The 24,968-nt window shown below is 66.7% G+C and carries 17 protein-coding genes; 12 read left to right on the top strand and 5 right to left on the bottom strand.

The features are described 5' to 3' along the window. Positions 1-166 precede the first annotated feature (166 nt). Positions 167-1,642 carry a 30S ribosomal protein S1 gene (gene rpsA, locus MRBLAR12_RS02640; protein WP_026537355.1) on the top strand — a complete coding sequence of 492 codons (1,476 nt, stop codon included), beginning with the start codon at positions 167-169 and terminating at the stop codon, positions 1,640-1,642. Positions 1,643-2,338: 696 nt separating this feature from the next. On the opposite strand, the gene MRBLAR12_RS02635 is transcribed toward rpsA, so the two are convergent. Both MRBLAR12_RS02635 and MRBLAR12_RS02630 read right to left on the bottom strand, forming a co-directional pair. Continuing rightward, complete coding sequence (locus MRBLAR12_RS02635) at positions 2,339-2,962, bottom strand: GNAT family N-acetyltransferase (RefSeq protein WP_364743326.1); 624 nt, start codon at positions 2,960-2,962, stop codon at positions 2,339-2,341. Further along, the gene (locus MRBLAR12_RS02630) at positions 2,946-3,647 is read right to left on the bottom strand and encodes an IMPACT family protein (protein ID WP_364743323.1); all 702 of its coding nucleotides are present in this window, start codon (positions 3,645-3,647) and stop codon (positions 2,946-2,948) included. Before MRBLAR12_RS02630 ends, MRBLAR12_RS02635 begins: the two co-directional genes overlap by 17 nt. 22 nt (positions 3,648-3,669) lie before the next feature. On the opposite strand from MRBLAR12_RS02630, the gene coaE reads away from it, so the two are divergent. From coaE to MRBLAR12_RS02615, 3 genes are all read left to right on the top strand, one after another. After that, a complete protein-coding gene (coaE, locus tag MRBLAR12_RS02625; protein ID WP_364743321.1) occupies positions 3,670-4,998 on the top strand; it encodes a dephospho-CoA kinase in 1,329 nt (442 codons plus the stop codon). Between the two features lie 40 nt (positions 4,999-5,038). Continuing rightward, the gene (uvrB, locus tag MRBLAR12_RS02620) at positions 5,039-7,120 is read left to right on the top strand and encodes an excinuclease ABC subunit UvrB (protein WP_364743318.1); all 2,082 of its coding nucleotides are present in this window, start codon (positions 5,039-5,041) and stop codon (positions 7,118-7,120) included. A 162-nt stretch (positions 7,121-7,282) separates the two neighbouring features. Next, a complete protein-coding gene (locus MRBLAR12_RS02615; protein ID WP_229995867.1) occupies positions 7,283-8,311 on the top strand; it encodes a TerC family protein in 1,029 nt (342 codons plus the stop codon). A gap of 116 nt (positions 8,312-8,427) precedes the next feature. On the opposite strand, the gene MRBLAR12_RS02610 is transcribed toward MRBLAR12_RS02615, so the two are convergent. The 3 genes from MRBLAR12_RS02610 to MRBLAR12_RS02600 all read right to left on the bottom strand — a co-directional run bounded on the left by MRBLAR12_RS02610 (position 8,428) and on the right by MRBLAR12_RS02600 (position 13,003). After that, positions 8,428-9,774, bottom strand: a complete 1,347-nt coding sequence (locus MRBLAR12_RS02610) for an alpha/beta fold hydrolase (RefSeq protein ID WP_364743751.1) — start codon at positions 9,772-9,774, stop codon at positions 8,428-8,430. Positions 9,775-9,793: 19 nt separating this feature from the next. Further along, the gene (locus tag MRBLAR12_RS02605; RefSeq protein WP_364743315.1) at positions 9,794-10,366 is read right to left on the bottom strand and encodes a GNAT family N-acetyltransferase; all 573 of its coding nucleotides are present in this window, start codon (positions 10,364-10,366) and stop codon (positions 9,794-9,796) included. 90 nt (positions 10,367-10,456) lie between these two features. Then, positions 10,457-13,003 carry a DEAD/DEAH box helicase gene (locus MRBLAR12_RS02600; RefSeq protein WP_364743312.1) on the bottom strand — a complete coding sequence of 849 codons (2,547 nt, stop codon included), beginning with the start codon at positions 13,001-13,003 and terminating at the stop codon, positions 10,457-10,459. 144 nt (positions 13,004-13,147) lie between these two features. Between MRBLAR12_RS02600 and MRBLAR12_RS02595 the strand changes: the two genes are divergently transcribed. From MRBLAR12_RS02595 to uvrC, 8 genes are all read left to right on the top strand, one after another. Beyond that, a complete protein-coding gene (locus tag MRBLAR12_RS02595) occupies positions 13,148-13,927 on the top strand; it encodes a trans-aconitate 2-methyltransferase (protein ID WP_364743309.1) in 780 nt (259 codons plus the stop codon). Positions 13,928-14,062: 135 nt separating this feature from the next. Then, on the top strand, positions 14,063-15,847 hold the full coding sequence (locus MRBLAR12_RS02590) for an ABC transporter ATP-binding protein (protein WP_229996137.1): 1,785 nt from the start codon (positions 14,063-14,065) through the stop codon (positions 15,845-15,847). Between the two features lie 113 nt (positions 15,848-15,960). Continuing rightward, positions 15,961-17,802 carry an ABC transporter ATP-binding protein gene (locus MRBLAR12_RS02585; RefSeq protein ID WP_364743748.1) on the top strand — a complete coding sequence of 614 codons (1,842 nt, stop codon included), beginning with the start codon at positions 15,961-15,963 and terminating at the stop codon, positions 17,800-17,802. Then, positions 17,799-18,191: a GntR family transcriptional regulator gene (locus MRBLAR12_RS02580; RefSeq protein ID WP_229996135.1), complete on the top strand. Its 393-nt coding sequence runs from the start codon at positions 17,799-17,801 to the stop codon at positions 18,189-18,191. The genes MRBLAR12_RS02585 and MRBLAR12_RS02580 overlap by 4 nt, the downstream gene beginning before the upstream one ends. A 67-nt stretch (positions 18,192-18,258) precedes the next feature. Further along, positions 18,259-21,207 carry an excinuclease ABC subunit UvrA gene (gene uvrA, locus MRBLAR12_RS02575; protein ID WP_364743306.1) on the top strand — a complete coding sequence of 983 codons (2,949 nt, stop codon included), beginning with the start codon at positions 18,259-18,261 and terminating at the stop codon, positions 21,205-21,207. A gap of 180 nt (positions 21,208-21,387) precedes the next feature. Further along, positions 21,388-22,152 (top strand): HAD hydrolase-like protein, encoded by a 765-nt coding sequence (locus MRBLAR12_RS02570; protein WP_364743303.1) that lies wholly within the window; start codon positions 21,388-21,390, stop codon positions 22,150-22,152. Then, positions 22,139-22,807 carry a lysophospholipid acyltransferase family protein gene (locus tag MRBLAR12_RS02565; protein ID WP_229992644.1) on the top strand — a complete coding sequence of 223 codons (669 nt, stop codon included), beginning with the start codon at positions 22,139-22,141 and terminating at the stop codon, positions 22,805-22,807. The genes MRBLAR12_RS02570 and MRBLAR12_RS02565 overlap by 14 nt, the downstream gene beginning before the upstream one ends. A gap of 67 nt (positions 22,808-22,874) precedes the next feature. Next, positions 22,875-24,884 carry an excinuclease ABC subunit UvrC gene (gene uvrC / locus MRBLAR12_RS02560; RefSeq protein ID WP_229992643.1) on the top strand — a complete coding sequence of 670 codons (2,010 nt, stop codon included), beginning with the start codon at positions 22,875-22,877 and terminating at the stop codon, positions 24,882-24,884. Positions 24,885-24,968 lie beyond the last annotated feature (84 nt).

Below are 24,968 nucleotides of genomic sequence, written 5' to 3'. Positions count from 1 at the left end.
GACTAGACTAAACGGGCGTGCACTACGTGCGCGCATCTACAATCCACAAAATCAGGATGACCCGGCGGATCACATGTTGAGAAGCCGTGTTCTTGGCCTGCATTCCATAATGCCGGCGAAGCGGTTTGCCTGACCGACTAACTATCCACAACGGAGCCCCTACTACATGACCATCACCTCCACCGAGAAGCCCGGTACCCCCGTAGTCGCCATTAACGACATCGGTACCGCTGAGGACTTCCTCGCAGCTGTCGACGCCACCATCAAGTACTTCAACGACGGAGACCTCGTCGAAGGTACCGTCGTCAAGGTCGACCGCGACGAAGTCCTGCTCGACATCGGTTACAAGACCGAAGGTGTCATTCCCTCCCGCGAGCTTTCCATCAAGCACGACGTTGACCCCGGAGACGTCGTCTCCGTTGGCGATCAGGTCGAAGCCCTGGTGCTCACCAAGGAAGACAAAGAAGGCCGCCTGATCCTCTCCAAGAAGCGTGCTCAGTACGAGCGTGCCTGGGGCGACATCGAGAAGGTCAAGGAAGAAGACGGTGTTGTCACCGGTACCGTCATCGAGGTTGTCAAGGGTGGTCTTATCCTCGACATCGGTCTGCGCGGCTTCCTGCCCGCATCCCTCGTCGAGATGCGCCGTGTGCGCGACCTCGCTCCGTACATCGGTCAGCAGATCGAAGCCAAGATCATCGAGCTGGACAAGAACCGCAACAACGTTGTTCTTTCCCGCCGTGCATGGCTCGAGCAGACCCAGTCCGAGGTCCGCTCCACGTTCCTCAACAAGCTGGAAAAGGGCCAGGTTCGTCCCGGCGTCGTTTCCTCCATCGTCAACTTCGGTGCCTTCGTGGACCTGGGCGGCGTAGACGGCCTGGTTCACGTTTCCGAGCTGTCCTGGAAGCACATCGACCACCCGTCCGAGGTTGTCGAAGTTGGCCAGGAAGTCACCGTCGAGGTTCTCGAGGTCGACCTGGACCGCGAGCGCGTCTCCCTGTCGCTCAAGGCTACGCAGGAAGATCCGTGGCAGACCTTCGCCCGCACCCACGCCCTCGGCCAGGTTGTTCCGGGTAAGGTCACCAAGCTGGTTCCGTTCGGCGCGTTCGTTCGCGTTGAAGACGGCATCGAAGGCCTGGTCCACATCTCCGAGCTCGCCGTGCGCCACGTTGAGCTGGCCGAGCAGGTTGTCTCCGTTGGTGACGAGCTGTTCGTCAAGGTCATCGACATCGACCTCGAGCGCCGCCGCATCTCGCTCTCCCTCAAGCAGGCCAACGAGGGCGTCGACGCCGACAGCACCGAATTCGATCCGGCACTCTACGGCATGGCCGCCGAGTACGACGAAGAGGGCAACTACAAGTACCCGGAGGGCTTCGACCCGGAGTCCAACGAGTGGCTTGAAGGCTACGAGAACCAGCGCGCAGCCTGGGAGCAGCAGTACGCTGACGCCCAGACCCGCTGGGAAGCACACAAGAAGCAGGTTGCCCAGCACGCTGCCGACGACGCTGCAGCTGCAACGTCCGGCGAGAGCGACTCCGGCACCACCAGCTACTCCTCCGAGCCGGCTGCAACCGAGACCGGTGCAGGCACGCTTGCTTCGGACGAGGCTCTTGCCGCTCTGCGCGAGAAGCTGACCGGCAACTAATTGCCCGTGTTCCTCATGGAGTCCGCTCCCTGAGGCCAGGCAGTTTGTGGCTTGAAGCCGCACCGTCACGGTGCGGTAGCTAAGAAGTACAGGAAAGGTGGCCGTCCCCTCGGGGGCGGCCACCTTTCTTTGTGCCCCGGGTCTTTGTGCCCCGGGTCTTTGTGCCCCGGGGGGACATGCCCATTTTTGGGGCCCGCCCGTGGGCATGTATGGATTATGCCCAGTCCTGGCCCCGAGCGCGGGACACGTTCCGTGTTGGGAGGCCCGCGCCATGCCCCGCGGCCGCCCGCACCACCGGACATGCCCATTTTTGAAACCCGCGCTCGGGGGACATGCCCATTTTTGGGGCCCGCCCGTGGGCATGTATGGATTATGCCCAGTCCTGGCCCCGAGCGCGGGACATGTCCCGTGCTGGGAGGCCCGCGCCATGCCCTGTCACCGGACATGCCCATCCGTGGCCTTGGCCCCTGGACTTCCAGGTAAGAGGCGTATTCTTCGTTTGGGCCCAGACGGACCGTCTAAGGATCGCCCGACGGAGGGCGTGTCCATTGCTGGGTGCGTTGGATGGGCCTAGGGGGATTGGGCGCATTGCTCAAGCCCACCGGAGGGCATGTCCAGTCCTGATGCGAAGTGGGTTGGCTGCGGAAGGGCATGTCCAGTGGCGGGAGCGGAGTCCGGCCCCGGACGCGAGTGGCGTCAGTGCAGCGGGATCTTGCCTCTGACGGGCACCGTCTCTGTCTCCGAGGCAGCGCCGGTCTCGAGTTCGGCGCCCGCGGATTTCAGCAATGCGAGGGCACCCACGTTTCCTGCCGTCGTCTCGGCCACCAGGACGGCTGCGCCGGCCGACGGGGCGCGGGCCTTCACCTGGCGGAGCGCCTCGCGGCCCACCCCCCGGCCGCGGAAGCTCCGGGCGAGCCAGATTCCGGTTTCCAGCGCCCAACCGCCAGCCCCGGCATCAGCATCACCACCGCCAGCCCCGCCATCGCCAGCCCCGGCATCGCCAGCCCCAGCCCCGCCATCAGCAGCCTCAGTAGGCCCCGTGTCGGTCCGCCTGAGCCGGATGGACCCTGCCAGTTGCCCGTCGCAGCTGATGGCCCAGCTCTTCTGCCCCGCGGGACCGTCCAGGCCGGCGGCGGAGGCGCGGTGGAATTCGCGGAACCAGCTGATCCGATCGGTGTTCCAGCCGGCGGCCGTCCCCAGCGGCGGGGTGACCTCGTCGGCGTCGGCGTCCCGGAGCGCAAGTTCCAGGAGCTGTGCGAGCACGGCCTCGCTGACGTCAAGAAGCGCGACCGCGGGCACGGGCTCAGCTGATGGGGACATCGATCCACTCCGTTTCTCCGGGCAACAGCGATGCGCTGCCGGCTGACATGGCGGCCACGCGGTCCGCGGCCCGGGCCAGCTCTTCCGGATCATCCGGGAGCGCCAGCCTCAGAACAGTAGTCTGCGCCTCGTAACGGGTGTCAGCCATGACATACCCCGCGGCGCGCAGATCGTTCTCGAGCCGCCCGGCCACGGCGTGCTGCACTGGCACCGAGCAGATTCGCAGCCGGCGGCGCCGCACGAGGGGCGCGAGCTCCAGCGCCCCGGACACAGATTCCGAATAGGCACGCACCAGGCCGCCGGCGCCCAGGAGAATTCCGCCGAAATAGCGCACCACGATCGCGGCGACGTCGCTGAGATCGGCGACGCCGGGCGCGGTCTCCCGCTTCAGCAGCGCCTCAAGCATGGGGAGGCCCGCCGTGCCGGACGGCTCGCCGTCGTCGTTGGACCTCTGCACGTCCCGGTCGGGGCCGAGCACGAAGGCGAAGCAGTGATGCCGGGCGTCATGGAATTCCCGGCGCAGGCGGCCCAGGGCGGCCCGGGCGGCGTCCTCGTCCGCCGTTCGGGCCAGGACGGTGATGAACCGGGACCGCTTGACCTCGATTTCGTGGCGGAATTCGGTCCCCGCGGCGAGGGTGGTGTAGAGGGCCGTCCTGCTCTCGGGGGTTTCCGCCGCATCTGCCACCGGTTCAGTTTAGTCTGGTGAGGTGTTGAAGATCGGGTTGACCGGCGGGATCGCTTCGGGGAAGTCAATGGTTGCGTCGCGCCTGCGCGAACTGGGAGCAGTGCTTGTCGACGCCGACGCGCTGGCCAGGGAGGTCGTGGAACCAGGAACGCCAGGGCTGGCGAGGGTGGTCGAGGCCTTCGGTGCCGCCATCCTGACGTCGGACGGCCGGCTGGACCGGGCCCGGCTCGGTGCCATGGTCTTCGGCGACCCTGAGCGCCTGGCCGTGCTCAACGGGATCATCCACCCCTTGGTGCGGGAGGGCGCCGCAGCGATTGTTGCCGCCGCCCCGGCCGGCGCCGTCGTGGTCCAGGACATCCCGCTGCTGGTCGAAACCGGACAAGGGAAGAACTTCCACCTGGTGGTCGTGGTGGATGCCCCGGATGGCGTCCGGATCCAACGCATGACCGAACACCGCAACATGAGCGTCGAGAAGGCGCACGCCCGCATGAGCGCCCAGGCGAGCCGCGAGAACAGGCTGGCGGCGGCGGACGTCGTGCTCGAGAACGCGGGCACCCCGGAACAACTCCGGCGCGCCGTGGACGCGCTGTGGGAGGAGCGGCTGACGCCGTTCGCGCTGAACCTCAAGGAACAGCGGATTGCACCGCGGACGGAAGGGCCGGTCCTCTCCACCGCCGATCCGGCCTGGGCGGCCCAGGCCGGCCGGCTGATTGCCCGTTTGCACGCCGCGGTTCCGCAGGACGTCCTGGCCGTGGACCACATCGGGTCCACGGCCGTCCCGGACCTTGACGCCAAAGATGTGATCGACCTCCAGCTGAGCGTCCGCGACCTCGACGCCGCGGACCGGATCGCTCCGCTGCTGGCCGACGCGGGATTCCCGCGCTGGCCCGGCATCATTGCCGACAACCCCAAGCCCACTCACCCGGACCCCGCCGACTGGGGCAAGCGGCTGCACGGCAACGCCGATCCAGGCCGGCCGGTGAATCTTCACCTCCGCGCGGCAGGTTCCCCGGGCTGGCGGTATGCCCTGTGCTTCCGCGACTGGCTCCGCGCCGATCCCGAGGCCCGGGCGGACTATGTCGCGGAAAAGAAGCGGGTGGCCGGGCTGCATGAGACAGACAAGTCCACCGCCGGCTATGCCGCCGATAAAGAGGGCTGGTTCACCGACTACGCTGCGCCCCGGATGGAAGCGTGGGTGCGGCGCACGGGATGGCAGGCGCCGTCGTACTCTGACGCTGAGCGGGCGGACGACGGCGGTGCGGACGACGGCGCTAGCGGCACCGTCAGCGGCGCCGCCGCCCCTGCCTCAGGCTCCGCCAGCGCGGTCGGCCCAGGAACTGCCCAAAGCTGAATCAGGACATCCTGTCGCAGCCCGGCGGTAGATTAGGTACATGAGTCTTGCCCAGGAAATCAACCGCGTCGTGGCGCCCTTCGAGGTCATCAGCGAGTTCCAGCCGGCGGGTGACCAGCCGGCCGCCATCGCCGAACTGACCGAGCGCATCAAGAACGGCGAAAAAGACGTCGTGCTGCTCGGCGCCACCGGCACCGGCAAGAGCGCGACGACGGCCTGGCTGATCGAGCAGGTCCAGCGCCCCACCCTGGTGATGGTGCAGAACAAGACCCTCGCCGCGCAGCTGGCCAACGAATTCCGGGAACTGCTGCCGAACAACGCGGTGGAGTACTTCGTCTCCTACTACGACTACTACCAGCCCGAGGCCTACGTCGCCCAGACGGACACCTTCATCGAGAAGGACTCCTCCGTCAACGAGGAAGTCGAACGGCTCCGGCACTCCGCCACCAACGCGCTGCTGACCCGCCGCGACGTGATTGTGGTGGCCACCGTCTCCTGCATCTACGGCCTGGGCACCCCGGAAGAATACATCGCCGGCATGGTGACCCTCCGCAGGGGAGCGGAGATGAACCGCGACGACCTGCTCCGGAAGTTCGTTTCCATGCAGTACACCCGCAACGACATGGACTTCCACCGCGGCACGTTCCGTGTGCGCGGCGACACCGTGGAAATCATCCCGATGTACGAGGAGCTGGCGATCCGGATCGAGTTCTTCGGGGACGAGATCGAGAACATCCAGACCCTTCACCCGTTGACCGGCGAAGTGCTCCGGGACGAGACCGAAATGTACGTCTTCCCCGCCTCGCACTACGTCGCCGGTCCGGAACGGATGGGCCGGGCGATCAAGAGAATCGAAGACGAACTGGCCGAGCGTCTCGCGGTGCTGGAAAGCCAGAACAAGCTGGTCGAGGCCCAACGGCTCCGGATGCGCACCACCTATGACCTGGAAATGATGCAGCAGATGGGGTTCTGCAACGGCATCGAGAACTATTCCTCGCACATTGACGGCCGTGCCCGCGGGACCGCGCCGCACTGCCTCATCGACTACTTCCCGGACGATTTCCTCCTGGTGATCGATGAATCCCACGTCACCGTCCCGCAGATCGGCGCCATGTACGAGGGCGACATGTCCCGCAAACGGAACCTCGTGGACCACGGCTTCAGGCTGCCCTCGGCGATGGACAACCGCCCGCTCAAGTGGGACGAGTTCCAGGACCGCGTGGGCCAGACCGTCTACCTCTCCGCCACCCCGGGCAAATACGAGCTCGGCAAGTCCGACGGCTCCGTCCAGCAGATCATCCGCCCCACCGGCCTGATCGACCCGGAGGTCGTCGTCAAGCCCACGAAGGGGCAGATCGATGACCTGCTGGGCGAAATCCGGACCCGTACCGCGAAGAACGAGCGGGTCCTGGTCACCACCTTGACCAAGCGGATGGCCGAGGACCTCACGGACTACCTGCTGGGCCATGGTGTAAAGGTCGAATATCTGCACTCCGACGTCGACACCCTGCGCCGCGTCGAACTCCTGCGCGAACTGCGGATGGGTGTCTTCGACGTCCTCGTCGGCATCAACCTGCTCCGCGAAGGCCTCGACCTCCCGGAGGTGTCGCTGGTCAGCATCCTGGACGCGGACAAGGAAGGCTTCCTGCGCTCCTCGACGTCCCTGATCCAGACCATCGGGCGAGCCGCCCGCAACGTGTCCGGCCAGGTGCACATGTACGCGGACCGGATCACCGACTCGATGGCCCACGCCATCGACGAGACGAACCGCCGCCGCGCCATCCAGGTTGCCTACAACACGGAGAAGGGGATCGATCCCCAGCCGCTGCGGAAGAAGATCGCGGACATCACCGACCAGCTGGCCAAGGAAGATGCCGACACCCGCGAGCTGCTGGCCGCGGCCGGCAAGAACCGAGGCAAGGGCAAGGGCGCCGCGCACATCCGCGCGGACGGGCTCGCGGCCGCACCGGCGGAGGACCTCGTTGGCCTGATCGAGCAGCTGACCGAACAGATGCACGCCGCAGCCGGGGAGCTGCAGTTCGAACTCGCCGCCCGGCTCCGCGACGAGGTGGGGGAATTGAAGAAGGAGCTGCGTCAAATGCAATCCGCGGGGCACGCCTAGGGTAAACTCGGACAAACGTAGGGGAGTATCCCAAGCGCTACGATCGTCAACACGCACGGCTACGATGCCGCGCCGGGCGTAGCGGGCAGCCAGGCAGCGTCATGCGCCAGCGGTCGGAGAGACTTACACCGCTGAGCTGTACCCTACGAAAGGTATTTCCCCGTGCCCGAGCTTCCCCTGTGGTTTGAGATCGGCTCGTTTGTCGCCCTCGGCGTCATCCTTGCCATCGACCTGCTGATGGTCCTCAAACGCCCGCATGAGCCGTCCATGAAAGAAGCCGGGTTGTGGGTTGCGTTCTACGTGGCCCTGGCCCTGGTCTTCGCCGGCGCCATGTTCGCCTTCACCGGCCCGGAATTCGGCGGCCAGTTCATCGCCGGCTGGGTGACGGAATACAGCCTGAGCATCGACAACCTGTTCGTCTTCATCATCATCATGGCGCGCTTCTCGGTACCGCGAAAATACCAGCAGGAAGTGCTCATGGTGGGCATCATCATCGCCCTCATCCTCCGCGGCATATTCATCATGCTCGGCGCGATCGTGATCGAGCAGTTCAGCTGGGTCTTCTATATCTTCGGTGCCTTCCTGCTCTGGACCGCCTGGAAGCAGGCGCAGGACGAGGGCGAGGACGAGGAAGACAAGGAAAACCCGCTGATCGCCCGGATCCGCAGGGTCCTGCCGATGTCCGAGAAGTTCGACGGCGGCAAGCTCCGCACCGTTGTCGATGGCAAGAAGGTCTTCACCCCGATGCTGATCGTCTTTGTGACCATCGGCATGACGGACCTGCTCTTCGCCGTCGACTCCATTCCGGCCATCTTCGGCCTCACCCAGAGCGCCTTCATCGTCTTCACCGCGAACATTTTCGCCCTGATGGGGCTGCGCCAGCTGTACTTCCTGCTCGGCGGCCTGATGAACCGGCTCATTTACCTCAAGCACGCGCTCTCCGTGATCCTGGCGTTCATCGGCGTCAAGCTGGTCCTGCACGCCATGCACGTCAACGAGCTGCCCTTCATCAACGGCGGCCAGCACATTGAATGGGCACCGGAGATCCCCACGTACGTCTCGCTCGGAGTGATCATCGGAACCATCGTCATCGCGGTGGTCGCCAGCCTGGTCAGCTCCAAGGCGTCCAAGTCGAAGCTGGACGCCCGGCTGGAAGAGGACTCCCGCAAGAGCCTGAGCGACGTCGACTAGCTCCGCACCGCCGGTTTACCGGCAGCGGGCAGCAGAACGGCGCTGGACCCTCACAGGTCCGGCGCCGTTCTTATTTGGGTTTGCGCCGGCGGGCCATCAGTGGAGCCGGTGCCAGGTCAGCGGCGGGCGGAACGGGCCATTCCCAGCAGGCGCCCGAAGATCGCCTCGCCGTCGTCCGCGATGCCGTCGTGGTGGAACTCGTCGGACTCCCACACCTGCAGGCCCCGGACGGCGGCTGCTGTTTCCAGGGAGAGCTCACGGTCCACGTAGATGTCGTCGGTGTAGACGGCCGCGGCGACGGGCACGGAATTCAGCGCCAGCCTCTCCGGATCATAGAGCGGCGCCCAGTCGTCCTTTTCGGCGAGGAGCCGGGCCACGTCCTGCAGCGGGCGCAGGGCCGGGTCCTGCTCGAAGTACCACGGGTACACCATTTCCCCGGTCAGGAGCGGCTCACCGGCGTCGGGGCGGAACTCCGGGAATTCCTCCAGCACGCGCCAGGCGGCCCAGCTGGTGGCCCCGGCCTGGCCGTATATGGACTCGTGCATCAGCGCGTACAAGGGGTTGGCGGCCCTTGAGACGATTCCCCGGACCTGTTCCAGGAAGGCGTCCGAGAGGCGGTCGCCGTCGGGTGTGGCCACGAAGGCGTCTTCGAGGAGGTGGTGCAGCGCGTCCACCCGGGTATTGCCGCCCAGGAACGAGCCCACCATCTGGAACCGTTCCACGGTGAGCCGGCCGCCGTCGGGCAGGAACTCCTCCGTGTCCCGGAGGTGCCAGGCGATCCGGGTGATCGTGGCCCGGTCCTCGGGGTACCAGTCAAAGTATTCGGCGTTCCGGGCCGCGACCCGCTGAAATGTAGCCCTGTACACCCGGTCCGCGGAACCGCCCAGCGGGGCCAGTCCGCCCGTCACGAGCACCTCGCGCAGACCTTCGGGCGCGAAGGAAAGGTAGCTGAGTGCGCAGAAACCGCCGTAGCTCTGGCCGTAGATGGTCCAGGGGGCGGAGCCGAGGGCCGCCCGGATGGCCTCGGCGTCGGCGACGATCGAGTCGGCGCGGAAGTGCGTCAGGTAGCGGGCCTGGTCCGCGTCGGTGCCGCGCAGCGGAAGTGTGTTGCGGTCCACGGCCGAGGACAGGCCGGTGCCGCGCTGGTCCAGCATGAGGATCCGGAAGTCCCTCGCGGCGGCCTTGCTCCAGCCGCCCAGGGACGGGAACCGGTTGCCGCGCCCGCCGGGACCGCCCTGCAGGAAGAGCAGCCAGGGGAGCTCGGCGGCGTCTTCCTCGCTGTGTTCCGTGGACACGTACTCGCGGGCGAACACCGAGATGGTCTCGCCGCGCCGTCCCGCCTCGCTGAAGTGGTCCAGGGGGACTTGGAAGTAGTGTTCAGTGGTCCGCATTCCACGGAAGGTGTGGCGTGCCCGGACGCTGTGCCGGACGGTAGATGCAGACTCCAGGAGAGAGGCTCCCATGAGCCCCGTCAGCGGAAGATCAGCCACGGGTGGCCGCCCCGCGGGAGTCGGCGGGGGAACCGGCGAGGGCGCCTGCACCAGGATCTGCCCCGGTAAGTGTGCCGGAAACTAGGCGGGGGGCGCCGAAAGCCGCCAGCGCATCTCCGGTGAGGCGGAAGGTGGACCATTCCTCCATCGGTGCGGCGCCAAGCTTCTTGTAGAAGTTGATGGAGGGCTCGTTCCAGTCCAGCACGCTCCATTCGACGCGCGCGTAGCCGCGGTCGACGGCGGTCGCGGCCAGGTGCTGCAGGAGTGCTTTGCCGTGGCCCTCGCCGCGGGCCTCCGGCCTGACGTAGAGGTCCTCCAGGTAGATCCCGTGGACGCCTTCCCACGTGGAGTAGTTCAGGAACCAGAGGGCGAAGCCACGCACCTCGCCGGACGCGTTCTCCGCCATGGTGGCGAAGACCCTCGGATTTTCGCCGAAGAGGACCTCGGTGAGCAGCTCGGGGGTATTCCGGACGGCGTCCGGTTCCTTCTCGTAGAGGGCGAGGTCGTGGATCATCTGCAGGATGGCAGGGACGTCATGCGGTGCGGCAGGGCGGATTACACTCATTATTCGAGTTTACCCGCGGCGCGCACCGTCCCCGGGCCGGCGCCCGCCGGCGCCGTGTGCCGGTCCGCGGTCCCGGGCCGGCGCCGCCGGCTAGAGCCGGTTGACGTCCGTGACGCGGACGACGGCGGTCCCGGACTCATCCGAAGCCGCCAGATCCACCTCGGCGGAGATGCCCCAGTCGTGGTGGCGTGCCGGGTCATCGAAGATCTGCCGGACCTTCCACGCGCCGGGTTCCTCGGTGATGATCAGCAGCCCGGGGCCGCGGGCGTCCGGGCCGGTGCCGATGTCGTTGTGTTCGTCGAAATAGTCATCCAGGGCATCCTCCCAGCGCTCCGCGTCCCAGCCGGAACCGGCGTCGAGCTCGCCCAAGGCGGTGGCGGCCTCATCGGCGAACAGCTCCACGCGGCGGAACATCTCGTTGCGCACCATCACCCGGAAGGCCCGGATGTTGGAGGTCAGCGACGGCGGCGGGGGCGGGGGAGCGTCGTGCGGTGTGGGCGCAGCGCCGGACGTCAGTTCTTCCCATTCGTCGAGCAGGCTGGAGTCCACCTGGCGGACCAGTTCGCCCAGCCAGGCGATGAGGTCCTCGAGGTCCTCCCGGAGCGCATCCTGCGGGACGGTCTGGCGGAGCGCCTTGAAGCCGTCGGCGAGGTAGCGCAGCACGATCCCCTCCGAGCGGGCCAGGCCGTAGAACTGGACGAATTCGCCGAAGTTCATGGCGCGCTCGTACATGTCCCGGACCACGGACTTGGGCGCGAGCTCAAAGTCGCCGACCCAGGGCGCGGCCTTGCGGTAGACATCGAAGGCCTCGCCGAGGATCTCCGCGAGCGGCTGCGGGTAGGTGACCTCCTCGAGCATCGCCATCCTCTGGTCGTACTCGATGCCGTCGGCCTTCATCGCCGCGATGGCTTCGCCACGCGCCTTCTTCTGCTGTGCCGTCAGGATCTGGCGCGGCTTCTCCAGGGTCGCCTCGATCACGGACACAACGTCCAGGGCGTACGACGGCGACTCCGGGTCCAGCAGCTCCAGCGCGGCGAGGGCGAAGGGAGACAGAGGCTGGTTGAGGGCAAAGTTGGCCTGCAGGTGGACCGTGAGCCGGACCGTGCGGCCGTCCGCACCCTGCTCTTCCGGCGGGATCCGCTCCACGACGCCGGCAGCGAGCAGTTCGCGGTAGATTCCCAGTGCCTTCTTCATGAGCCGCAGCTGCGCCGGGCGGGTCTCGTGGTTTTCGGTGAGCAGGCGGCGGGCGGCCTGGAACGGGTCGCCGGGGCGTTCCATGAGGTTCATCAGCATCGCGTGCGTCACGGTGAAACTCGACGTGAGGGGATCCGGAACAGACTCGACCAGCCGCTTGTAGGTCGGTTCACCCCAGGACACGAAACCCTCCGGGGGCTTCTTCTTGACTACCTGGCGCAGCTTCTTCTGGTCGTCGCCGAACTTGGCCGTGGCCTTGGCCATCGCCTTCACGTTCTCGGTCACGTGCTCCGGGGCCTGGACCACCACGGTTCCGGCAGTGTCATAGCCGGCGCGTCCGGCGCGCCCCGCGATCTGGTGGAATTCGCGGGAGTTCAACAGCCGGGTGCGGACGCCGTCGTACTTGCTCAGGGCCGTGAGCAGCACGGTGCGGATGGGCACGTTGATGCCCACCCCGAGGGTATCCGTGCCGCAGATGACCTTCAGCAGCCCGGCCTGGGCAAGCTGTTCGACCAGCCGGCGGTACTTCGGAAGCATGCCGGCGTGGTGGACGCCGATGCCGTGCCGGACCAGCCGGTTGAGGGTCTTGCCGAAGCCCGCGGCGAAGCGGAACCCGGCGATGAGCTCGGCAATCTTGTCTTTTTCCTCGCGGGTGCAGACGTTGATGCTCATCAGGTTCTGGGCCCGGTCAATCGCTTCGACCTGGCTGAAGTGGACCACGTAGACCGGGACCTGCTTGGTGGCGAGCAGCTCCTCAAGGGTCTCGTGGACCGGGGTCTGCTCGAAGTAGTAGTGCAGCGGAATGGGACGTTCCGCGGAACTGACGGTCGTCGTCGCTCGTCCCGTCAGTTCGCGGAGGCCGTCCTCGAAACGGCTGACGTCGCCGAGGGTCGCCGACATCAGCAGGAACTGCGCCTGGGGCAGTTCGAGCAGCGGCACCTGCCACGCCCAGCCGCGCTGCGGGTCCGAGTAGAAGTGGAACTCGTCCATGATGACGGCGCCAAGTTGGGCCGCCGCACCTTCACGCAGGGCGATGTTGGCCAGAATTTCGGCAGTGCAGCAGATGATCGGGGCGTCCTGGTTGACGCCGGAGTCGCCGGTGATCATACCCACGTTGTCGGCCCCGAAGATCTCGCAGAGGGCGAAGAACTTCTCCGAAACAAGGGCCTTGATCGGGGCGGTGTAGTAGCTGCGCTGCCCGCGGGCCATGGCCTGGAAATGCGCGGCGATGGCCACAAGGGATTTCCCGGATCCGGTCGGCGTGGCCAGGATGACGTTGGAGCCGGCGGCCAGCTCCATGACGGCCTCGTCCTGGGCGGTGTAGAGGGCAAGGCCGCGGGTCTCGGTCCACTCGACGAACCGGGTGTAGAGCTCGTCCGGGTCCAGGGCCGTCCTGCCGGGGACTCGGGCGGCCGGGGTGGGGAGCTGATCAACGAGTTTCATTGCTGTCCAGCTTAGTGCCCGCGCAGTGCCCGCGGCACCGGCGCGGGCCCTGCGCCGCACGCAGCGAATAAGTGCCTCCTTGGCTGGCCCAAGGGGCGGGGCTAGGCTTCGGTTAGGACGACTTTGCCGGGAACTGGAGGCGCCATGAAGTGGGATCCCGAGAAATATGTGCAGTTCGGGGATTACCGGGACAGGCCATTTTTTGACCTGACGGGGCGGATTCATGCCGAAGCCCCGCGGCACGTCGTGGACCTCGGCTGCGGTCCCGGCAACCTGACCGCGACGCTCGCGGACCGGTGGCCGGGCGCCCAGGTGGTGGGCCTGGATTCTTCGCCGGAAATGCTGGCCACCTCAAAGGACTACGCAGCCGCGGCAGCCAATCTTTCCTACGAGCTGTCCGACATCGCACACTGGCTGCCGTCCGGAGACACCGATGTGGTGGTCACCAACGCCGCCCTGCAGTGGGTGCCCGGCCACCGGAAAATGCTGCCCGAGTGGCTCGATGCCCTCAAACCTGGCGCCTGGTTCGCGCTTCAGGTGCCGGGGAACTTCAACGCCCCGTCCCACACCCTGATGCGGGAACTCGCCGAGTCCCCGGCCTGGGCGGGGCGGCTCGCCGGGGTTCTGCGCCACGAGGACGTGGTGGGGGAGGCCGCGGAATACCTGGAGATCATGCTCGACGCCGGTTGCGCCGCCGACGCCTGGGAGACCACCTATCTTCAGCTGCTCCCGGGCGCCCACCCTGTTTTGGAGTGGGTCCGCGGCACTGGACTCAGGCCGGTCCTCGCGGCCCTCCCCGAGGACGAGGCCAGGGAGTTCGAGGCCGAATATTCGGCGCGGCTGGACGACGCGTATCCCGCGGGCCGGCACGGGACCGTTTTCCCGTTCCGCCGCACCTTTGCGGTGGCGCAAAAAACCGGGTGAGCGGGCGTGTCTGCCGGATGACACGAAGCACTCCGGAATGGGGCTTACAATGACGTGGCGGTATGGGGGCGGCCGTTAGGCTGATTCCATACCGGGCCCTGGGCTAGTAATGGAGGTTCGGTGCTTATAGGCCTGATGTCGCGGCTGCTGTCCGCGCATAAGGGGAGCGTGCTGGCCATCGTTGTGCTGCAGCTCGTGCAAGCCACTGCCAACCTGCTCCTGCCCACCCTGAACGCCGCGATCATCGACGACGGCATCATCGGCGGGGACAAAGGGGAAATCCTCTATCTCGGCAGCTGGATGGCCGGAATCGCCGCCGTTCAGGTGGTCACGGCCATCGCGGCCGGGTATCTGGGCGCCGTCGTCGCCATGGAGATTGGCCGGCAGCTGCGTCAGGAACTCTTCGCGAAAGTGCAGTCCTTCTCCTCCCAGGAGGTCAGCGCGTTCGGTGCGCCCAGCCTCGTCACCCGGGCCACCAACGACGTCGCCCAGATCCAAAACCTCGCCATCTTGATTTTCATCATGCTGATTGCGGCCCCCGCGATCTTCATCGGCGGCATCGTGCTGGCCGTGCACCAGGACGTTGTGCTGTCCTGGATCGTGGTCGTGGTGATCCCGGTCCTCACGGTGATCATGACCGTGATCGTGCGCCGCTTGATTCCCCTGTACCGCCAGGGCCAGGGGCTCCTGGACCGGATCGGCCGGGTGCTGCGTGAGCAGATCATCGGCGCGAATGTCATCCGCGGCTTCGTCCGGCAGGACCACGAAATCCGCCGCTTCGATGAAGCCAATAAGGACCTCACCCGGAACAACCTGCAGTCCGCCCTCCTGGTCGCCGCGATGATGCCGATGATCATGTTCGTGGTCAACCTGTCTTCCGTGTTCGTGGTGTGGTTTGGCGGCCACCGGATCGACTCCGGCGAAATGCGGCTGGGGGCGCTAACGGCGTTCATCGCCTACATCCTGCAGATCCTGATTGCCATCATGATGGCAATGTACGTGTTCATGACCGCCCCCAGGGCGGCGGCGTGCGCGGAGCGGATCCGCGAAGTCCTGGACACGGAACCGGCCATCGCGGATCCGGCCACTTCCGCCGGCACCGCCCCTCCCGGCAAGACGTCCCCCACCGGGACCGCCATTGCCGGCACCGTCCTTGCCGGCAAGACGGCGCACACCGGCAGCACCGTCGAATTCCGGAACGTGTCCTTCGCCTATCCCGGCGCCGAAGCGCCTGTGCTGGACGGCGTCTCGTTCACCGCCCGGACCGGGACCACGACGGCGATCATCGGCGCGACCGGCAGCGGTAAGACGACGCTCCTGAACCTGCTTCCCCGCTTCCTCGACACGACCGCCGGCGGGATCAGCATTGGCGGGCATAACGTGCGGGCCATGCCGCTGGACGTCCTGCGGGACCTCATCGCAATGGTCCCGCAGCAGTCCTATCTCTTCACGGGCACGGTCGCGGAAAACCTCCGGTTCGGCTCAGCCGCCGCGGACGAGCCCGAATTGTGGCAGGCGCTCGAGGCCGCCCAGGCCGCCGACTTTGTCCGGGCCCTGCCGCTAGGACTCGAAGCGCCCGTGAGCCAGGGCGGCACCAACTTCTCCGGCGGCGAACGGCAGCGCCTGTGCATCGCGCGGGCACTGCTCAAGAATGCCCCCGTCTATTTGTTCGACGACAGCTTCTCGGCCCTGGACTACGGGACCGACGTCAGGCTCCGCGCGGCCATCGAGCCCCTGCTGCGCTCGGCAACCGTGCTGATCGTGGCCGAACGGGTGTCAACAATCGTGGACGCCGGACTGATCCTCGTGCTGGAGGACGGCCGCGTCGTCGCGCAGGGTACGCACAGCGAACTCATGGAGTCCTCGCCCAGCTACCAGGAAATTGCCGATTCCCAGCTGGTGCTGGAGGAAACCCCGTGAGCCGCGGGCGGGCACATCGCGCCGGGACCACTGCGGGGCCCGGCGTCCCGGAGCGCATCAAATGGCAGATCGCCGGCCGGCTGCTTGGCCTGCTCCTGCCGCTGAAATGGCGTATGGCCGGTGTCATCGCCGCCACCTGTGCGTTCGTGACACTCAATGTGGCGGCTCCGAAGGTCCTGGGCGACGCCACCGACGTCGTCGTCGCGGGCTTCATGGGCGGCTCCCTCGACGAGCAAGAGTTGGCCGAGCGGCTGCTGGCGGTTTCCGCCATGTATGTTGGGGCTTCGCTGTTCAGCTGGATCCAGGGCAGTCTGGCCGCCACAGCTGTGCAGCGCCTCAGCTACGGGCTCCGCGGTTCCGTGGAACAAAAACTCCACGTGCTGCCGTCCAGCCATTTCGAGGAGCAGCGCCGCGGCGACGTGCTCAGCCGCGCGACGAACGACGTCGACAATATCTCCCAGGCCCTCAACCAGCTCCTGAACCAGCTGATCATGTCCCTCCTCATGCTCTCCGCCGCACTCGCCATGATGCTGTGGCTCTCGCCGCTGCTGGCACTGATCGCTGTCCTGTCGGTGCCGGTGTCCACGGCCATCACGGTGCTCGTGGCCCGGCACTCCCAGGCGCATTTCAAGGAGCAGTGGAGCAGTACTGGGGCACTGCACGCCCAACTCGAAGAGTTCTTCACCGGCCACGAAGTGGTCAAGGCTTTCGGCCGGCAGGAGGCATCGGCGGTGAGCTTCCGGGAGTACAACGACAAGCTCACACGATCGAGCACCCGCGCCCAGTATTTGTCCGGCATCGTGCAGCCGCTGTTGATGTTTGTCGCCAACCTCAACTACATTGCGGTGGCTGTTGTGGGGGCGCTCCAGGTTACCGCGGGGGCGATGACCATCGGAGGCATCCAGGCTTTCTTCCAGTTCTCCCGCCTCTTCAGCCAGCCCGTGGGCCAGATCGGCGGAATGCTGACTCTCATGCAGTCCTGCCTGGCCTCGGCGGAGCGCGTGTTTGAGCTGCTGGACGCTCCGGAGATCCCGCCGGACAGTGCGGTGCCTGCCGTTTCGGCCAATGGCGCCGGCAAGCTTCATCGCGGCGGCTCCCCGCGAAAACTCCACGTCCCGCGCAAAGCCTCCAACGGACGCAAGTCCCGCGCCCCGGGCACGTCCCAGGCCCCACTGAATTGGGGCGCGGTGGCGGGCCGGGTGACGTTCGAGGACGTCAGCTTCAGTTACAGCCCCGGCACCCCAGTGGTGAAGGACCTCTCTTTCACGGTGGAGCCGGGACAGACCGTGGCAATCGTGGGACACACCGGGGCCGGCAAGACCACCGTGGTAAACCTCCTGATGCGCTTCTATGAACTCGACTCCGGGCGGATCCTGGTGGACTCGACCGACATCGCCACCATCCCGCGCGACGAGCTGCGGAGCGCCTTCGGCACCGTTCTGCAGGATGCGTGGCTGTTCACGGGCAGCATCCGGGAGAACATCGAATACGGCCGGCCCGGTGCCACCGACGCCGAGATCGTGGCCGCTGCCCGCGCCAGCCACGTGGACCAGTTCGTCAGGTCCCTTCCGGCCGGCTACGCCACGATGCTCGGCAACGACGGCGACTCCCTGAGCCGCGGCCAGCGCCAGCTAGTCTCGATCGCGCGGGCGCAGGTCGCGGGGCGCAGCATCCTGGTGCTGGACGAGGCGACGAGTTCGGTTGACAGCCGTACCGAGGTGCAGATCCGGCATGCCATGGAGCGGCTGCGGCAAGGTCACACGAGCTTCGTGATCGCGCACCGTTTGTCCACGGTCCGGGACGCTGATCTAATTCTCGTCATGGACCACGGACGAATCGTTGAACACGGGACGCATCAGCAGCTGATGGCCAGGCGCGGGCTCTACAAGGATTTGTACGAGGCACAGTTCGCCGGTCGCGAACAGGTCCCGGCCGTCCGGGAGGCGGAACAGTGAGCTCCACGGACACCGCGGGGGAGCGTTTCCCCGGTTCGTGGCGGACCAACCCTGCCAGCTCCGTGCCGCTCTTCGAACAGCTCCGGCTGTACGTCATTGAACGCGCAGACAACGGCACGCTCGCACCGGGCACGAGGCTTCCGGCCGTGCGGAGCCTCGCCGGCGAACTGGGTGTGGCACCCCACACTGTGGCGCGGGCGTACAAGGAACTCGAGGCTGCCGGCGTCGTGGTGACGCGGGGCCGGAACGGCACCGTTGTCTGTGCCCGCGATGCCGCCTGGAGCTCGCTGTCCGCCGCCGCCGCCGAGTTCGCCGCGGCCGCCAAGGCCCAGGGCGCGAGTTTCGCCGAGGCCGTGCAGTTGCTCGCCGCCGCTTACGACCGCCAGTAGCACATCCGGCGCTGCCCCTGGTGCGCAGAATAGTTTTTCGAAGAAGTTTTCGATTAGCATTAGATTCGTGCCTAAAGCCGTAGCTGAAGATCCAGCCGTTGAAGTCCAGTCCGCCATCGAACCGCTGGCAGCCCGGGATGCCGCCCCGTCCCGCCCCGTGATGAAACGTCCGGACATGACGCGCCTGGTCGTTAAGGGCGCCCGCGAGCACAACCTGCGCAACGTGGACCTGGACCTGCCCCGCGATGCCATGATCGTGTTCACCGGCCTGTCCGGCTCCGGCAAGTCCTCCCTGGCGTTCGACACCATCTTCGCCGAGGGCCAGCGCCGCTACGTCGAATCGCTCTCCGCCTATGCCCGGCAGTTCCTGGGCCAGGTGGACAAGCCCGACGTCGACTTCATCGAGGGCCTCTCGCCGGCGGTGTCCATCGACCAGAAGTCCACGAGCAAGAACCCGCGCTCCACCGTGGGCACCATCACCGAGATCTACGACTACATGCGCCTGCTCTGGGCCCGTGTGGGCCGGCCGCATTGCCCCGTCTGCGGGGAGCCTGTGACCAAGCAGACCCCGCAGCAGATCGTGGACCAGCTGCTCGAGCTCCCGGACGGCACGCGCTTCCAGGTGCTGGCACCCGTGGTCCGCGGCCGCAAGGGCGAGTTCGTCGACCTCTTCAAGGAACTCACCGCCAAGGGCTACTCGCGGGCCCGTGTGGACGGCGAGCTCGTCCACCTGAGCGATCCGCCGAAGCTGGGCAAGCAGTTCAAGCACACCATTGAAGTGGTGGTTGACCGCCTCGTGGTCAAGGAAGGCATCAGCCAGCGCCTGACCGACTCCGTCGAAACCGCCCTCGGGCTGGCGGAGGGCCGCATCCTGGCCGAATTCGTCGACCTCGAAGCGGACGACCCCGAGCGGATCAGGGCCTTCTCCGAACACCTTGCCTGCCCCAACGAGCACCCCCTGGCGATCGACGAGATCGAGCCCCGCTCCTTCTCGTTCAACAACCCGTTCGGCGCCTGCAGCGCGTGCAGCGGCATCGGCACCAAGCTCGAAGTCGACGAGGAACTCCTCATCCCCAACACGGAGCTCTCGCTCTCCGAGGGGGCCATCGCGCCGTGGTCTCTGGGCACCGCCACCACGGAGTACTGGAACCGGCTGCTGGCCGGCCTCGCGGACGAGCTCGGCTTCTCCATGACGACGGCGTGGGAGAAGCTCGACACCGACGTCCGGCAGACGGTCCTGCACGGCAAGGACCACAAAGTGGTGGTGCAATACCGCAACCGCTTCGGCCGGGAACGCAAGTACAGCACCGGCTTTGAGGGCGTGGTGCAGTACGTCCACCGCAAGCATGGTGAGACCGATTCGGACTCTGCGCGCGACCGCTACGAGGAGTACATGCGCCAGGTCCCGTGCCCGGCCTGCAACGGCGCACGGTTGAATCCTGCGTCCCTCTCGGTGCTGATCAACGGCAAGTCAATCGCCGAGGTCGCCGCACTGCCCATGCGTGAATGTGCAGGCTTCCTTGACAACCTCGTCCTCACCGGCCGCGAAGCCCAGATCGCCCACCAGGTCCTCAAGGAAATCCAGGCACGGCTGACCTTCCTCCTCGACGTCGGACTGGAGTACCTGAACCTGGAACGGCCCTCCGGCACCCTGTCCGGCGGCGAGGCCCAGCGCATCCGGCTGGCCACCCAGATCGGCTCCGGCCTCGTGGGCGTGCTCTACGTCCTTGACGAGCCCTCGATCGGCCTGCACCAGCGGGACAACCGCCGCCTGATCGAAACCCTCACCCGGCTCCGGGATCTCGGCAACACCCTGATCGTGGTGGAGCATGACGAGGACACCATCCAAGAGGCCGACTGGGTGGTGGACATCGGACCGGGCGCCGGCGAGCACGGCGGCATGGTGGTCCACTCCGGCTCCTACCAGGCGCTGCTGGAAAACACGGATTCGCTCACCGGCGACTACCTCTCGGGCCGGAAGAAAATCGAGATCCCCAAAAAGCGGCGCAAATACGACAAGAAGCGCGAGCTCAAGGTGGTCGGGGCCAAGGAGAACAACCTCCTCAACATCGATGCCAGCTTCCCGCTGGGCCTCTTCACCGCCGTCACCGGCGTCAGCGGCTCGGGCAAGTCCACCCTGGTCAACGAGATCCTCTACAAAGTGCTTGCCAACAAGCTCAACGGCGCCAAGCAAGTGGCCGGCCGGCACAAGTCCGTCCAGGGCCTCGAGCACCTGGACAAAGTGGTGCACGTCGACCAGAGCCCCATCGGACGCACCCCGCGCTCGAACCCGGCCACCTACACCGGCGTGTTCGACCACATCCGGAAGCTCTTCGCCGAGACCACCGAGGCCAAGGTCCGCGGCTACCTGCCGGGCCGGTTCTCCTTCAACGTCAAGGGCGGCCGCTGCGAGGCCTGCTCCGGCGACGGCACCCTGAAGATCGAGATGAACTTCCTGCCGGACGTCTACGTCCCCTGCGAGGTCTGCCACGGCGCACGGTACAACCGCGAAACCCTGGAGGTCCACTACAAGGGCAAGACCATCGCGGACGTGCTGAACATGCCCATCGAGGAGGGGGCCGAATTCTTCGCGGCCTTCTCACCGATCGCGCGGCACCTCAACACGCTCGTCGACGTCGGCCTTGGCTACGTCCGGCTGGGCCAGCCTGCCACCACGCTCTCCGGCGGTGAGGCCCAGCGCGTGAAGCTCGCGGCCGAGCTCCAGAAACGCTCAAACGGCCGCAGCGTCTATGTCCTGGACGAACCCACCACAGGCCTGCACTTCGAGGACATCCGCAAGCTCCTCATGGTGCTGCAGGGCCTCGTGGAGAAGGGCAACACCGTGATCACGATCGAGCACAACCTCGATGTCATCAAGAGCGCGGACTGGATCGTGGACCTTGGCCCCGACGGCGGTTCGGGCGGCGGCCGGGTGATCGCCTCCGGCACGCCGGAGCAGGTGGCCAAATCGAGCGAAAGCCACACGGCCGCCTTCCTCGCCGAGCTTCTGGCCTGACCATCTGCCGCCGGGGACACGCGCGGGCGGGCGGGGCGGCAAGGACATACTGTCGCCGCACGTGTCCCCGCCCGCACGGGAATGCATTCACCTGATGCAATCGGCTGATGTATCGCCTGACGTATTCCTGAAGGAGTATGCGAATTTCTGGCATCCGCACACTCGTGAGAAACTAAGCCGGTGACGCATACAACAGTGCCCGTAATCTTCGACCTTGACGGCACTCTTGTCGATCCAGCCGGAGGGATTACGGACGGAATCGCCGCGGCCCTCACCGAGCTTGGCCTGCCGGTTCCGGGCAAGTCCCGGATGGACGCCATGATCGGACCCAAGCTGAGCCATTCCCTCACCGAAATCGCCGGGGTTCCGGCCGCGCTGCTCGAAGACGCAATCCGCATCTATCGCGCGCACTACGTTTCCACCGGAATCGCGCAGAGCCGGCTGTACCCGGGGATCCGGGAACTGCTCGAGGACTTTGTGGCCGCGGGCCGCCCCATCGCCGTCGCCACCCAGAAGCCCGAAGGGCTTGCCCGCACCGTCCTGGCGCACCACGGCATCGCCGGGCTCTTCCACAGCATCCGGGGCTCCGCTGCCGACGAGGCCGCCGCCGGCCCGGGATCGGCCTCTGTCCCCGAAGAGACCGTCCCCGAAGGCAAGGCCGGGATTGTCGCTGCCGCGCTCTCGGACCTGGCGGTGGCCGGCCCTACGGCGGCGGGCCGTGCCGTGATGGTGGGGGACCGGGCGCAGGACGTGGCCGGGGCCGCTGCGAACGGACTGGACTGCATCGGCGTAGGCTGGGGTTTTGCGCCCGACGGCGAACTGCACACGGCTGGTGCCATCGAGATCGTGCACAACACCACGGCGCTTCACGCGACGATCAACAGACTCTCCGAACGCCCGGGGATCACAGCCCTGAACGAGGTGCACACCGATGGCAATGTTTGACGCAATCCGCTGGACCACCCGCGGGCTCATATCCTCCACGTGCCGCCCCACGGTTATTGGTCTGGAAAACGTGCCCAAGGACGGACCGTTCATCGTGGCCCCGAACCATCTCTCCTTCCTGGACAGCGTGATCGTCCAGGCCCTGATGCCTCGGCCCGTGGCGTTCTTCGCGAAGGCGGAATACTTCACCACCGGCGGCGTCAAGGGCAAGGTCATGAAGTCCTTCTTCGAGGCTGTGGGCTCCATTCCGGTGGAACGCGGCGAGCAGGCGGCGAGCGTGCAGGCACTGAAGACGCTGCTGGACATCCTCGACTCCGGCAAGGGCGTGGGCATCTATCCCGAAGGGACGCGCTCCCGCGACGGGATCCTGTACCGCGGCCGCACCGGCGTCGGCTGGCTGGCCCTCACCACGGGCGCGCCGGTGGTCCCGGTGGGCCTGATCGGCACTGAACACCTGCAGCCCGCGGACAGCAAGTCCGTCAAACCGCAGCACTTCACCATGAAGGTGGGCGAGCCGCTGTACTTCGACAAGACCGGCCCGGACCACTCCCTGCCGGCCCGCCGCCAGGTCACGGACCGCATCATGGACGCAATCGCGGACCTGAGCGGCCAGGAACGCTCCACGAGCTACAACCAGAGCAAGTCGGCCGAATAGCGCACGCCATCCTGCTCTCCGCAGGGCAGGTGCCTCGGCACCGCCGGCGGCTCAGTAGACTGGATGTGTGGCAGATCCAGCGAGTTACCGACCCCAGACGGGTGAAATTCCGACCAATCCGGGCGTGTACCGCTTCCGCGATCCGCACGGCCGGGTCATCTACGTCGGAAAGGCCAAGAACCTCCGTTCCCGGCTGAATACGTACTTCGCCAACCCCGCCGGGCTCATGCCTAAGACCTACGCGATGGTGCATACGGCCAGCAGCGTCGAATGGACCGTAGTGGGCAGCGAGCTCGAGTCGCTGCAGCTGGAATACACCTGGATCAAGGAATTCACGCCCCGCTTCAACGTGATGTTCCGGGACGACAAAACCTACCCGTACCTGGCCGTCACGATGGGGGAGAAGTACCCGCGCGTCCAGGTGCTGCGCGGCGACCGTCGCAAGGGGACCCGGTATTTCGGCCCGTACACCGCCGGGGCGATCCGGGACACCATGGACACCCTGCTGCGCGTGTTCCCGGTACGGAGCTGCAGTCCCGGGGTGCTGAAGCGCGCCGAAGCCAGCGGCCGGCCCTGCCTGCTCGGCTACATCGACAAATGTTCCGCGCCCTGCGTCGGCCGGATCTCCGCCGAGGACCACCGCGCTCTTGCCGAGGACTTCTGTACCTTCATGGGCGGCGAAGCCAAGCCGTTCGTCAACCGGCTGGAACGGGAGATGGCCGCGGCAGTTGCCGAGCTCGACTACGAACGCGCGGCCCGGCTCCGGGACGACATCGTGGCGCTGAAGAAGGTCTTCGAACGCAACGCCGTTGTCCTCGCCGAGGGCACGGACGCCGACGTCTTCGCCCTGCACGAAGACGAGCTCGAAGCCGCCGTCCAGGTCTTCCACGTCCGCGGCGGCCGGATCCGCGGCCAGCGCGGCTGGGTCGTGGAAAAAGTCGAGGACTCCACCACCCCGGAACTGGTCGAACACCTGCTCCAGCAGGTCTACGGCGAGGAAGCCGGGCTGCAGGGCAGGTTGCCCCGCGAGGTCCTGGTGCCCACCGAACCCAGCAACGCCACGGAGCTCACGCAATGGCTCAGCGGCCTGCGCGGGGCCCGGGTGGACGTCCGGGTGCCCCAACGCGGAGACAAGGCCGCGCTCATGTCCACGGTCCGTGAAAACGCCGAGCACGCGCTCAAGCTCCACAAGTCCCGGCGCGCCGGCGACCTTACCATGCGCTCCCAGGCCCTTCAGGAGATCCAGGAAGCCCTCGAGCTTCCCGTGGCGCTGCTGCGGATCGAGTGCTTCGACATCTCGCACGTCCAGGGCACCAACGTGGTCGGCTCCATGGTGGTGGTGGAGGACGGCCTGCCGAAGAAGTCCGAGTACCGGAAGTTCGCCGTAACCGGAGCCGCCGCCACCGACGACACGGCGGCCATGCATGACGTGCTCACCCGCCGGTTCCGGCACTATCTGCAGGAGAAATCCGAGCAGGCAGCGGCCGCGGCCAAACCGGCGCACCAGGCCGCGCTGGACGCGGCAACCGCCGCGGCGGTCGCTGACTCCACGACGCCGGCGCCGCGGAGCAAGTTCGCTTACCCGCCCAACCTCGTCGTCGTCGACGGCGGCAAACCGCAGGTCAACGCCGCCGCCCGGGCGCTGGCGGAGCTGGGGATCGAGGACGTGTATGTGGTCGGCCTGGCCAAACGGCTCGAAGAAGTGTGGCTGCCGGAGAGCGACTTCCCGGTGATCCTGCCGCGCGCCTCCGCCGGCCTGTACCTGCTGCAGCGGATCCGCGACGAGGCCCACCGCTTCGCCATCACCTTCCACCGGCAAAAACGCGGCAAGGCCATGACAGTTTCCGCGCTGGACAGCGTGCCCGGGCTGGGTGAGTCCAAACGCAAGGCCCTCCTGGCCGAATTCGGCTCCGTGAAGGGCATCAAGGCTGCGACGCAGGAAGAACTCACCGGCGCCAAGGGGATCGGTCCGTCCCTGGCCGCCGCAATCGTCCGGCACTTCAATGCCGACGGCGGCGAGGAGGCCGCCACGGTTCCTGCCGTCAACATGACCACCGGTGAAATCCTCGACGCTTAGCTAGCGCCGCCAAACTTAGCTAGGGTAAAGACTTGGGTAACGCCATGGCCGCGGCATCACCGCGGCCATGGGCGCGAACCTGAT

It is taken from the genome of Arthrobacter sp. LAR12-1-1.1 (assembly GCF_040676555.1).
In the GTDB taxonomy this organism is placed as follows: domain Bacteria; phylum Actinomycetota; class Actinomycetes; order Actinomycetales; family Micrococcaceae; genus Arthrobacter.
This window is presented reverse-complemented; position numbering and strand designations above follow the sequence as displayed.